The sequence below is a fragment of the Pseudoalteromonas sp. ABV4_021 genome (genome assembly GCF_056159365.1).
In genome coordinates this window covers 2706634-2720136 of the sequence record NZ_JBSWVB010000001.1, presented here as the reverse complement: position 1 = coordinate 2720136, position 13503 = coordinate 2706634, and the positions used below count along the sequence as shown (strand labels likewise).

Annotated in this window: 7 protein-coding genes, 2 tRNA genes and 1 rRNA gene; 8 read left to right on the top strand and 2 right to left on the bottom strand. The window is 41.5% G+C overall.

Annotated features, from left to right (window positions below; genetic code table 11):
• Positions 1–570 carry a YceI family protein gene (locus tag ACXAFE_RS12600; RefSeq protein ID WP_475153136.1) on the bottom strand — a complete coding sequence of 190 codons (570 nt, stop codon included), beginning with the start codon at positions 568–570 and terminating at the stop codon, positions 1–3.
• A gap of 68 nt (positions 571–638) precedes the next feature.
• Positions 639–1106 (bottom strand): DciA family protein, encoded by a 468-nt coding sequence (locus tag ACXAFE_RS12595; protein WP_010561653.1) that lies wholly within the window; start codon positions 1104–1106, stop codon positions 639–641.
• A 348-nt stretch (positions 1107–1454) separates the two neighbouring features.
• Between ACXAFE_RS12595 and secA the strand changes: the two genes are divergently transcribed.
• The 8 genes from secA to ACXAFE_RS12555 all read left to right on the top strand — a co-directional run bounded on the left by secA (position 1455) and on the right by ACXAFE_RS12555 (position 13238).
• Positions 1455–4166: a preprotein translocase subunit SecA gene (secA, locus tag ACXAFE_RS12590; RefSeq protein WP_054978098.1), complete on the top strand. Its 2712-nt coding sequence runs from the start codon at positions 1455–1457 to the stop codon at positions 4164–4166.
• Between the two features lie 68 nt (positions 4167–4234).
• A complete protein-coding gene (gene mutT / locus ACXAFE_RS12585) occupies positions 4235–4624 on the top strand; it encodes an 8-oxo-dGTP diphosphatase MutT (RefSeq protein ID WP_475153131.1) in 390 nt (129 codons plus the stop codon).
• Between the two features lie 143 nt (positions 4625–4767).
• Positions 4768–6456 (top strand): gamma-glutamyltransferase, encoded by a 1689-nt coding sequence (gene ggt / locus ACXAFE_RS12580; protein WP_475153128.1) that lies wholly within the window; start codon positions 4768–4770, stop codon positions 6454–6456.
• A 203-nt stretch (positions 6457–6659) separates the two neighbouring features.
• Entirely contained in the window at positions 6660–9245 is a 2586-nt protein-coding gene (locus tag ACXAFE_RS12575) for a family 20 glycosylhydrolase (protein WP_475153126.1), read from the top strand.
• Between the two features lie 312 nt (positions 9246–9557).
• Entirely contained in the window at positions 9558–10868 is a 1311-nt protein-coding gene (nagP, locus tag ACXAFE_RS12570) for an N-acetylglucosamine MFS transporter NagP (RefSeq protein WP_475153122.1), read from the top strand.
• A 562-nt stretch (positions 10869–11430) separates the two neighbouring features.
• Positions 11431–12963 (top strand): 16S ribosomal RNA (locus ACXAFE_RS12565).
• A gap of 76 nt (positions 12964–13039) precedes the next feature.
• Positions 13040–13116 (top strand) — tRNA-Ile (locus ACXAFE_RS12560).
• A 46-nt stretch (positions 13117–13162) separates the two neighbouring features.
• A tRNA-Ala gene (locus ACXAFE_RS12555) sits at positions 13163–13238 on the top strand.
• Positions 13239–13503: the final 265 nt, after the last annotated feature.

Sequence of the window (13503 nt, the reverse complement as noted above, 5' to 3'; positions counted from 1 at the left end):
TTACTTAGCGAAATGCAATACGAAAGTTACTGGAACAGCACGCGCGATATTGGGTAAGCCTGCTACTTTTTGCAGCGCTGCTACGCCTGTATCTAAATTAAAGTCACTGGCATTAATCACAACCGGTGTCATTGCGCTGACAAGTAAATCATCTTGGCTAGTACGGGCAACAAATACTTCGATTGAAAGTGTTTTTTCAATGCCATTTAGTGACAACGTAGCTGGTACTGAAAATACATGTGTCGGTGCGTTTTTCATTGCGGCAAGCTCTTTGCTCACATTGGCGCTTAACGTTAGTTTTGGAAATGCTTTAGTGTTGAATAGCATGCTTTGCATACGTTCATTGCGAATAGGGATATTAGTTTCAACCGACGTTAAGTCAATTTCTAGAGATAGTTTACCATCGTCAGCAATCGTGCCAGATAATGTTTTAAAGTGGTGTACTTCACCGATTGTGTCTTTTTTTACCGAGACAAAGCTGAGTTTTGAACTGTCGTTTTGTAGTTGCCACGCTGCGAGCGAACTAAAGCTTGTAGCCAGTAAAGCAATTGAAAAAAGTGATTTAAGCATAACGCATACCTAGGTTAGTAATAAAAATAATTGCGATTCTATAGTAACTTAACTATCGCTAAATTCCATTACCTATCTGCGAGCTTAGCGAGTTTTTCGAGTTTTAATCTAAGAGAGTCCGGTGCGTGCTGAGCAACTTCAAGCAGCGATTGCTGTGCACTTTTGGTTAGGCGTTTCTTCTCTTGGCTTTGCTGCTGTTGCTGGTTTGCTTGTAGGCTTTTTGCGCTGCGTGGCGATGTTTGAATTTTAATCTGGCACAACTCAGGCAAACCAAGGCGTCTAAAGTCACTGAGTAAGCTCATTTTCATATAGTTTAGGCGCATCGCAACTGCCGCTGATTGGGCGTTTAACACTAAGGTGCCATCTTGATAGTTTGCTATGGTGCACTTTTGTAGCATATTTTGATCAAGTATTTGTTCAAGCAAATTTTGTAATTGCTTGTTTTCTTGATTCTTATTTGAAAACTGCTGCAGCCGATTAGGAAGGTTAGTCAGTACATCCCCTAGCGGTTTAGGTGCAAACCTGTTTTTAGCCATGGTTAGATACCTCTTTTTTATTATTGTATTGGGCAAGAATAGTTACAGCAAGTAAAAAGCTGTAAATAAAGCAGAACAAAGGGCAAATTAAACTTGGCTCACTGTGATTAAACGAATAAAATATCGCCCTTGAATTTGGCAGTTTTGTCTCAATATATAGAAAAATATAGTTGTATCACACAAGGCTATATTGCTAGTTATCTCAAATAATGCAATTTCACTATTGTTAACGAGCCAGGTTTGGTCGGGTTAACTAGCAATATCGGTGCTCTGCTGATACTGTACGCACAATTAATTTGAAAAGTGGCATGGGTTTTGTCACTAAACTAAGGTTGTAACGGTTTTATCATGATAGCTAACTTACTTACCAAGATATTTGGTAGTCGCAATGATCGAATAATTAAAAACTTACGAAAAACGGTCGCGCAAATTAATGGATTAGAACAGCAATACGAAGGGCTGTCGGATGAAGAACTAAAAGCGAAAACAGCTGAGTTTCGTAAGCGTTATGATAATGGTGAAACCTTAGATTCATTTTTAGCTGAAGCATTTGCAGTTGTACGTGAAGCATCAAAGCGTGTTTATGGTATGCGCCATTTCGATGTACAGCTGATTGGTGGTATGGTTTTACACCAAGGTAAAATCTCTGAAATGCGTACTGGTGAAGGTAAAACCCTTACAGCAACTTTACCAGCATACTTACATGGTTTAACAGGTAAAGGTGTTCACGTTATTACGGTGAATGACTACCTTGCAAAACGTGATGCGGAAACAAACCGCGCACTTTTTGAATTCTTAGGTCTGACTGTTGGTTGCAACGTACCGGGCATGATGCCGCAGCAAAAGAAAGTGGCTTATGCTGCAGACATTACTTACGGTACAAACAACGAATTCGGTTTTGACTACTTACGTGACAATATGGCGTTTACGCCAGATGAACGTGTACAACGTCCTTTATACTACGCCGTAGTGGATGAGGTTGACTCAATCTTAATCGATGAAGCGCGTACGCCACTGATTATTTCTGGTCCTGCGGAAGATAGCTCTGAACTTTATCAACAAATTGATAAGCTCGTTCCAAGCCTAGAGCAGCAAGAAAAAGAAGACGAAGAAGGCGTTGAAGGTGATGGCGATTTCACGATTGATGAAAAAGCAAAGCAAGTACACCTTACAGAGCGTGGCCAAGTACGTGTTGAAGAACTACTTACCGAGCTAGGTTTAATTGATGAAGGTGATTCGCTTTATTCTGCTAATAACATCACATTATTAAGCCACGTATATGCAGCACTTCGTGCGCACAAGCTTTATCAAAAAGACGTTGATTACGTAGTAAAGGATGGCGATGTAATCATTGTTGATGAGCACACTGGCCGTACTATGGAAGGCCGTCGTTGGTCTGAAGGTTTACACCAAGCTGTTGAAGCAAAAGAAGGCGTAAGTATTCAAAACGAAAACCAAACGCTTGCATCAATCACGTTCCAGAATTACTTCCGTTTATACGATGTACTTGCAGGTATGACAGGTACAGCCGATACAGAAGCATTTGAGTTCCAGTCAATTTACGGTTTAGAAACCGTTGTTATTCCAACTAACAAGCCGATGGTACGTGATGATCGTGCGGATTTAGTTTATTTAACACAAGAAGAAAAGTACGAAGCAATTTTAGCGGACATTCGCGATTGCCAAGAGCGTGGTCAGCCTGTGCTTGTGGGTACTATTTCAATCGAAAGCTCTGAGTACTTATCGCAGTTTTTACGCAAAGAGAAAATTAAGCACAACGTACTTAATGCTAAGTTCCACCAACAAGAAGCTGAAATTGTAGCCAATGCTGGCCTTGCAGGCGCAGTAACCATTGCTACTAACATGGCGGGTCGTGGTACCGATATCGTGTTAGGTGGTAACTGGAAGCTGGAAGTTGAAAAACTTGAAAACCCATCTGATGAGCAAATTGCAAAGATTAAAGAAGAATGGCAAAAACGTCATGATGCAGTACTAGAAGCTGGCGGTTTACATATTATCGCTACTGAGCGTCATGAATCACGTCGTATTGATAACCAGTTACGTGGTCGTTCTGGTCGTCAAGGTGATGCGGGTTCAAGCCGTTTCTACCTATCAATGGAAGATGCACTAATGCGCATTTTCGCTGGCGAGCGCATGATGAATATGATGCGTAAACTCGGTATGCAACGTGGTGAAGCAATTGAACACCCGTGGGTAAACCGTGCAATTGAAAATGCACAGCGTAAAGTTGAAGCGCGTAACTTTGATATTCGTAAGCAACTACTTGAGTACGATGATGTAGCAAACGATCAACGTCGTGTTGTTTACACACAGCGTAATGAACTGCTTGAAGAAGGCGATATTTCAGAAACAATCACAGCAATTCGCTCGGATGTATTAAACGGTATTATCGATCAGTACATTCCACCACAATCACTTGCTGATATGTGGGATATTGCTGGCTTAGAAGATCGCTTACGTGCAGATTTCTTAGTTGAAATGCCGATTCAACAGTGGCTTGATGAAGACAATAAACTTTACGAAGAAAAACTTCGTGAGCGTATTGAAGAAGGTGTTACAGCGGCTTACAAACATAAAGAAGATCAAGTGGGTGCAGATGTACTACGCCACTTCGAAAAAGCAATTATGTTACAAACGCTTGACCAACATTGGAAAGATCACCTTGCTGCAATGGATCACTTACGTCAAGGTATCGGTCTGCGTGGTTATGCACAGAAGAATCCAAAGCAAGAGTACAAGCGTGAATCATTCGAATTGTTCTCTGACATGTTAGAAGCACTTAAAGTAGAAGTGGTTAGTATTCTTGCAAAAGTACAAGTACGTGCTGAAGAAGATGTTGAAGCGGTAGAAGAACGCCGTCGTCAGCAAGCAGAAAATACGCCAAAGCAATATCAACACGAAGAAGCGGAACACGTAGGTGGTGAAACACCTGAAGGTGCAGCGGTAACTGTTCGCAATGATGCAAAAGTAGGCCGTAACGAACCATGCCCATGTGGTTCAGGTAAAAAATACAAACAGTGTCACGGTAAATTAAGCTAATTGAACCAGACTCTGTTAAAAAAGCGACACTTAGATGTCGCTTTTTTTATGATTAAAGTGAGTGAAAAATGAAAAAACAAGTACATGTTGCAGTTGGTGTAATCAAAAAAGCTGACTTAATATTTATTGCAAAGCGTCACGATGCACAACATCAAGGCGGAAAATGGGAATTCCCAGGCGGTAAAGTAGAAGCGGGTGAAACAGTAACGCAAGCACTGGCAAGAGAACTAAACGAAGAAATCGGCATTGAAGTAAAATCTTCAATACCCTTTTTAGAAATTCACCATGACTACCCAGATAAATCAGTGCATCTTGATATTCACTTAGTAGAAGAGTTTGATGGGGAAGCGAGCCACCTTGAAGGGCAAGATCACAAATGGGTGGCTATTAGTGATTTAAATAATTATGAATTCCCAGCAGCTAATGTGGTGATTATCGAAAAGCTGCAATCAAACTAGTCCCCAACTTGGTAGCAAAGCATCTACGGCTTTGCTACCAACCTGCATTTTATCTACAGATCTTCTCTATTTACCTCGAATTATTGTTTCCTGTTCAGAAAAAGCGCTATGTTAGTTATCACCAGAACAACAGGATAATAATAATGAAATGGCTTAAACCCTCTTTACTGATTATCAGTTTGGCAATTCCTTCAATCGCCAGTGCTTACGATCGCATTACAGGTGAAATGTTTGCCAGTCGCTCAGAAGTCTTTGCTGAAAATGGTATGGCTGCAACGTCACAACCGTTAGCAACGCAAGTTGCACTCGATATTTTAAAAAAAGGTGGCAGTGCTGTGGATGCCGCGATTGCTGCAAATGCAGTATTGGGATTAGTTGAGCCAACTGGCTGCGGTATTGGCGGTGATTTATATGCCATTGTGTGGCAACAAAAAGAGCAAAAACTGCACGGGCTTAATGCATCGGGGCGTTCGCCGGCATCGTTAACGCTTGATATGCTAAAAGCACAAGGCGACAAGATCCCAAGTTATGGTCCTTTGCCGGTTTCGGTGCCAGGTGCAGTCGATGGCTGGTTTGAACTGCACAATAAATTTGGCAAATTGCCAATGGCTGAGTTATTAGCGCCAGCAATTAACTATGCTGAAACAGGCTTTCCAGTATCAGAGCTAATTGCTTACTACCTCGATAAAAGTGTTTCTGTTCGTGGAAAATATCCGGGCTTTAAAGAAGTCTTTATGCCAAACGGTCATATGCCTAAGAAAGGTGAAATTTTTAAGAACCCTGCACTTGCACAAACTTACCGCAAAATTGCGAAAGGCGGTCGCGATGCATTCTATAAAGGTGATATTGCAAAAGAAATCGATCGTTATATGAAAGCCAATGGCGGCTATTTGAGTTATCACGATTTAGCATCGCATAAAAGTAACTGGGTAGAACCAGTAAGTACTAACTATCGTGGTTATGATTTATGGGAGCTGCCACCGAATGGTCAGGGCATTGCCGCACTACAAATTTTAAATATTCTTGAAGACTATGACATTGCAAGTATGGGTTTTGATAGCCCTGAGTATGTTCACACTTTTGTGGAGGCTAAAAAATTAGCTTTTGCTGACCGCGCTAAATACTACGCTGACTCATCATTTAATGACATTCCAGTAAAACAATTGATTAGCAAAGAATACGCGGCAAAGCGCCGCAAGCTTATTGATGCCAATAAAGCGAGCAAGCAAGTGGATGCAGGGCCTGTAGAAGGGGATACCATTTATTTAACCACGGCTGATAAAGATGGCAACATGGTGTCACTTATTCAAAGTAACTATCGTGGTATGGGATCTGGTATGACACCGGAAAAGTTAGGGTTTGTTTTGCAAAATCGTGGTGAGCTATTTACCCTAGAAGATGACCACTTTAATGTTTATGCACCTAAAAAACGACCTTTTCATACTATTATTCCTGCCTTTGTCACCAAAGATGGCAAACCATATATCAGTTTTGGTGTGATGGGTGGTGCAACACAGCCGCAAATGCATGCGCAAATTCTAATTAATATGATTGATTTTGGCATGAACCTACAAGAAGCAGGCGACGCACCACGGATTTTACATACTGGTTCGTCACAGCCAACTGGCGAAGTTATGAGAAATGGTGGCTATGTCAGTCTTGAAGCTGGGTTTTCAGAAAAGACAAAACGTGAGCTGGTGAAAAAAGGACACACCCTTCAACATGCCGTAGGTCCTTACGGTGGTTATCAAGCCATTATGAAGCAACTTTCTAATGGTGTTTATGTGGGCGCATCTGAAACACGAAAAGACGGAATGGCTGCAGGCTATTAATCTTTTCAAGATGTTAGAGGTATTTTATGATGCCTCTAACATCCTGATTTTTAATTGTTTCAGATAAAATTAAGGTTTTTTTTAAACTGTTTTGATAGCGCTGTCATTAAATAGTCATTATGATTCCTAATAACAAAAACTAAAATTAACGCTTTCGCTGTCTAATGTTAGAAAGCGCACAATAAACAAGTAAAGGAAGTCTTATGCTTTTGAGAAAAACCATACTTGCTACAGCTTTATTAGCAACGCCTCTGTTTGCTAATGCCAAGCTATCGCAATCCGACATTAAACAATTTGCAGCCCAAGCGGATCTTAAATTTGGTGTCGTTGATAACTTTCATGATAATGACGGTGGCTACATTGGAAAAATCCAACTTAAAAACACCTCAAAAGTAGCTTTACCAAAAGGCGAAAGTAATTGGCAGCTGTATTTTCACAGTATTCGTAAAGTAAAAACCTCTGAAGTAAAAGGCATCGCTATTGAGCATGTGAATGGTGATTTGCATCGTTTAGTGCCAACTAAAGCATTCACCGGTCTAGCCGTAGGTGAAACATTAGCGCTTGAGTATGAAGCTGCAGCTTATATTGTGTCTTATTCTGATGTGATGCCACGTGCGTTTATCTCACTCAATAATAAAGAGGCAGAAGTATTTGCTAGTACAGATACTGAAGATCTAAAACAGTTTGTACTGCCAATAGTTGAAGAGCGTCAACTAAAGAAATTTAATACACCAAAAGATTTAAGTGTGATTGCCGACGCACAAAACCGTCATGCACTTAATATCAAAAACGAAAAATATACACCAAGCCAAAAAGATGCTTTAAAGCGTATTATTCCTAAGCCGCTTGATGTTGATTTCTCTCGTGGCGAAGTAACGCTTTCGTCAGATTGGGTTGTGAGCTATCAAGGTAGTTTAAAGCAAGAAGTAACAGTACTGCTTGATGATTTATCAAAACTATACGGCCTTAAATTAGAAGCGAATGCTGACCATATCTCAGTAGGTAAAAAGCCGCATTTATCTTTAAAAGTAGATAGTTCAATTCAAAACGGTGACGCTGAAAGCTATCAGTTAGAAATTGATAAAAACAAAATTACAGTTATTGGTAGTGATAATGCCGGTGTTTTTTATGGCTTGCAGTCATTATTAGCACTTTTCCCAGCAGACGCTAACGGCAGCGTTGAATTACCACGTGTAGAAATTAAAGATTCACCACGCTTTAGTTACCGCGGTATGCATTATGACAATGCACGTAACTTCCATGGTAAAGATGCAATGTTCAAGCTGGTTGAGCAAATGGCAAAATATAAGCTCAATACATTACATTGGCACTTTTCTGATGATGAAGGTTGGCGTTTAGAAATCCCATCGTTACCTGAGCTTGCAGAAATTGGTGGTGTGCGTTGCTTTGATTTATCTGAAGATTCTTGCTTATTGACTCAGCTAGGTACAGGTCCACATAAAGACGGTTCAGGTAATGGCTACTTAACAAAAGATGATTTTGTTGAATTATTAAAATTTGCCGCGGCACGTCATATTAAGATCATTCCTGAGGTAGAGTCGCCAGGTCATGCACGTGCATCGATTAAAGCAATGGAAGCGCGTTACCGTAAATTGATGAAAGCAGGCGATGAAGTGGGTGCGAAAGCATATTTATTAAGTGACCCAGAAGATAAGTCAAAATACATCACAGTACAGAATTACACAGATAACTCGATCAATGCGTGTATGGACTCAAGTTATAACTTTATGGAGAAAGTGACGTATGAGCTTCAACAAATGTATCGTGAAGCGGGTGTACGTTTAGAAAATCTGCATTTTGGTGGTGATGAAGTGGGTGCGGGTTCTTGGACTAATTCACCAGCGTGTCAAAAAATGTTTGAAGAGGCTGGTAATGGGGTTGCAGGTCCTGCCGACCTTAAGCCTTACTTTACCCAGCGCGTAGCAAAAATGCTTGCAAAACGTGGTATTGCTCCAGGTGCATGGGAAGATGGCTTAATGTATGACCGCGTGAATACATTTAACCGTGAAGAATTCCCAAATCCAGTATTTACAGCGAATGCTTGGGATAACATTTGGGAGTGGGGGGTTGCTGATCGTGCTTACCGTTTAGCAAACAATGACTATCAAGTTGTTTTATCGCATGGCACACATCTTTACTTTGACCACCCGTATGAAGCTCACCCAGAAGAACGTGGCTATTATTGGGCAACGCGCTTTATCAGTAATGAAAAAGCATTTGGTTATATGCCAGACAATGTATATGCTAATGCTGACTTCACCCGCACTGGTGAAGTTATCAAAAACCTAGAAGACTTAGTTGGCCGTCCATTACCTCAGCTTGAAAAGCCTGAAAATATTTTAGGTATGCAAGGTCAGGTATGGTCTGAAACTATCCGTACTGAAGATCAAGTACTGGCTATGTTGTTCCCACGCGTGTTAGCAGTAGCTGAACGCGCATGGTATAAAGCGCCATGGGAAGGTGAAAAGCCAGATGCACAAAAGCGTGCAAAAGATTGGATGACTTTCTCAGCGGCACTTGGCACGAAAGAATTAGCAAAGCTAGCTAAGTCTGGCGTTAAAGTTAATTTAGATGTGCCTGGCGGTGAAGTTAAAAACGGTAAACTCACTACAAGTGTGGCTACGGTTTACTTAGATGTTGAATACAGTGTTGACCAAGGAAAATCATGGCAAACATACCAACAACCAGTTAACGTAGGTGATACGCAAGTGTGGTTAAGAAGTTCATTAAATGATCAGGTTAAGAGTCGTATAACCACAATTAATTAACTAATTGTTATTAAAACTAAAGGGAGCGTTTGCTCCCTTTTTGTTCTAATTAATTCAAAATTCAAACTGGCAATATTTATTCAATTGAATTAAAGTAAAATGACAGCGCTATCATTTTTAAGGCTTAGGGGAAGCGCTAACTTCCATAAATTGCCGTATTCAAAGTGATTAGCGTTAATAATAAAACCAAGAAATAAACTGATTGCGTTAACTATTTATATAGTGCGTCTGAAAGATGAGGCTACTTAACGCAAATGGTATTTTCATAGCGTAAAGCTATGACATAAGATTAACTGCAACAAGAAGAAGTTTATGGAAGCAACAGTGGAAAACGAATCAAACAAAAAGAGTAGCCTAGTTCCAATGGCTATAGTGGCTACTCTATTTTTTATACTGGGTTTTGCTACATGGTTAAACGGTTCATTAATGCCGTACCTTCAGCAAGTTCTACAATTAACACCTTTCCAAGCGTCGTTAATTCTATTCTCTTTTTATATTGCAGTTACTTTCACTGCAATTCCATCAGCGGCAGTGATCCGTAAAGTAGGCTACAAAAATGGTATGGCATTAGGTATGGCTGTCATGATGGTTGCTGGTCTATTGTTTATTCCAGCAGCTAAGACGCAATTTTTTGCATTATTCCTATTCGCTCAACTGGTAATGGGAACAGGACAAACGCTTTTACAAACAGCAGTTAACCCTTATGTTGTTCGTTTAGGTCCCGAAGAGTCTGCGGCCGCACGTGTAAGTGTTATGGGGATTCTTAACAAAGGCGCAGGTGTTATTGCACCATTAGTATTCAGTGCATTAATTTTAAGTAATTTTACAGGGCTAACTGGCAAAGAGCTTACACAACAAGATATTGACATGATGGCTAATGGTTTGGTGCTACCTTATCTTGGTATGGCGGTATTTATTGGCGTACTAGCATTTGTTGTTACAAAACTGCCAATTCCTGAAATTGAAGATGAAGAAGAGTCTGACACTGAGAAAGGGCATGTAAAAGAAGCGCTTTCTCATCCACAATTGAAGTTTGGTGTGATTGCTATTTTTGTATATGTAGCTGTAGAAGTAATAGCGGCAGATACAATCGGATCTTTTGCGAGAGCGCTAGGTGTCGAAAATTATGCAGTAATGACTTCTTATACGATGGTTTGTATGGTGTTGGGTTATATTATTGGTATTGCACTGATCCCTCGTGTTATTTCTCAAGCCAAAGCATTATCGATTTCTGCGATACTTGGTTCAGTGTTAACTATCGGAATTTTAGTAAGTGATAGTTCTTCGACATCAATTGCGCAGGCTATCTTGGTTCCATTCGGTGGAGCTGAGTTACCGAATACACTAATTATTTTAGCCTTGCTTGGATTTGCAAATGCAATTGTGTGGCCAGCAGTATGGCCTTTAGCGTTATCTGGTTTAGGTAAACTAACAAGTGCAGGTTCAGCTTTACTAGTTATGGGTATAGCGGGTGGTGCATTTGGTCCTCTAGCATGGGGCTTGGCATCAGGTAGTGCTGGAACAGCAGAAGGCTTACAAAGTGGTTACATTGTAATGTTACCGTGTTACTTATTTATTCTTTTCTACGCGTTGAAAGGTCATAAGTTAAGAAAAGCTGACTGATTAATTTTTCATTAGTATTACACTCCCGTAAAACGCCAAACCTAAGTTTGGCGTTTTTTTATGCGCAAATGTAGCTCTTAAGTTAACGAAATGGCTGTTTTGAATATTAAACAATCAAACGATCAAAAAAGATCGTTTTTTTATAAAAAAGGGGTTGATCTGATTTTCGATCTGCCTATAATGCGCATCCACCGACACGGAGCACAGCAACAACAAACGCTGAGTTAAGTGAAGGAAAGTCAAACGGAAAGTTACTTTGAAAAATAATTAATTTTCTAGTTGACTTTAAAAGTGAAGCGGTTAATATGGCGCTCCACTTCGCAGTAAGAGATGCTGCACTGTTCTTTAAAAATTTAAGCAATCATCTGTGTGGGCACTCGTACAGATTAAGTTCTAACATACGCTTTTAAAGCGTAACAAAATTTAGACTTAATTGAACTGAGTGACCAACAGAAATAAACATAGTTTATTTCAGCACAGTCAATTCGTTCTTCTCTTTATTTATAGAGAGTAAGAACAAAATCAGAATTCATTGAGTCGGACGTAAGTCCAAAAACACTTTTAATTGAAGAGTTTGATCATGGCTCAGATTGAACGCTGGCGGCAGGCCTAACACATGCAAGTCGAGCGGTAACATTTCTAGCTTGCTAGAAGATGACGAGCGGCGGACGGGTGAGTAATGCTTGGGAACATGCCTTTAGGTGGGGGACAACCATTGGAAACGATGGCTAATACCGCATAATGTCTACGGACCAAAGGGGGCTTCGGCTCTCGCCTTTAGATTGGCCCAAGTGGGATTAGCTAGTTGGTGAGGTAATGGCTCACCAAGGCGACGATCCCTAGCTGGTTTGAGAGGATGATCAGCCACACTGGAACTGAGACACGGTCCAGACTCCTACGGGAGGCAGCAGTGGGGAATATTGCACAATGGGCGCAAGCCTGATGCAGCCATGCCGCGTGTGTGAAGAAGGCCTTCGGGTTGTAAAGCACTTTCAGTTGTGAGGAAAGGTTAGTAGTTAATACCTGCTAGCTGTGACGTTAGCAACAGAAGAAGCACCGGCTAACTCCGTGCCAGCAGCCGCGGTAATACGGAGGGTGCGAGCGTTAATCGGAATTACTGGGCGTAAAGCGTACGCAGGCGGTTTGTTAAGCGAGATGTGAAAGCCCCGGGCTCAACCTGGGAACTGCATTTCGAACTGGCAAACTAGAGTGTGATAGAGGGTGGTAGAATTTCAGGTGTAGCGGTGAAATGCGTAGAGATCTGAAGGAATACCGATGGCGAAGGCAGCCACCTGGGTCAACACTGACGCTCATGTACGAAAGCGTGGGGAGCAAACGGGATTAGATACCCCGGTAGTCCACGCCGTAAACGATGTCTACTAGGAGTTCGGTTTTTCGGAACTGTCTTCCAAAGCTAACGCATTAAGTAGACCGCCTGGGGAGTACGGCCGCAAGGTTAAAACTCAAATGAATTGACGGGGGCCCGCACAAGCGGTGGAGCATGTGGTTTAATTCGATGCAACGCGAAGAACCTTACCTACACTTGACATCCAGAGAACTTACTAGAGATAGTTTGGTGCCTTCGGGAACTCTGAGACAGGTGCTGCATGGCTGTCGTCAGCTCGTGTTGTGAGATGTTGGGTTAAGTCCCGCAACGAGCGCAACCCCTATCCTTAGTTGCCAGCGATTCGGTCGGGAACTCTAAGGAGACTGCCGGTGATAAACCGGAGGAAGGTGGGGACGACGTCAAGTCATCATGGCCCTTACGTGTAGGGCTACACACGTGCTACAATGGCGCATACAGAGTGCTGCGAACTCGCGAGAGTAAGCGAATCACTTAAAGTGCGTCGTAGTCCGGATTGGAGTCTGCAACTCGACTCCATGAAGTCGGAATCGCTAGTAATCGCGAATCAGAATGTCGCGGTGAATACGTTCCCGGGCCTTGTACACACCGCCCGTCACACCATGGGAGTGGGTTGCTCCAGAAGTAGGTAGCTTAACCTTAGGGAGGGCGCTTACCACGGAGTGATTCATGACTGGGGTGAAGTCGTAACAAGGTAGCCCTAGGGGAACCTGGGGCTGGATCACCTCCTTATACGATTTAGAACTTTTTGTTCGAAGTGTCCACACAGATGATTGTTAAATGATTGAGAACAACAATAATTGATTATGGGTCTGTAGCTCAGCTGGTTAGAGCGCACGCCTGATAAGCGTGAGGTCGGTAGTTCAAGTCTACTCAGACCCACCACTTTCTCCTCCCAGATTAAGTGGCTTACATAATCAACTTATATAGTGGGGCTATAGCTCAGCTGGGAGAGCGCCTGCCTTGCACGCAGGAGGTCAGCAGTTCGATCCTGCTTAGCTCCACCACTTTCTCTCTTCTCAAACCTAAATAAACTAACATCACAGTATGTTTAGTTTTGAGAAGTAATTCTCGATTGCTCTTTAAAAATTTGGAAAGCTGACAAACTTTAAATTAAGTACTTACTTAGTAAGTGCAATATTTAATTTAGAGTTCTCAAAATAAAGTAAAGAAAATATGCCGCATACTCTTTAATAAAGAATATGTTGGTATCTACTTTAGTATTCAATATTTAACTTCTGGCGGAGTTAAAAACTGTCTTTAGCAATACAA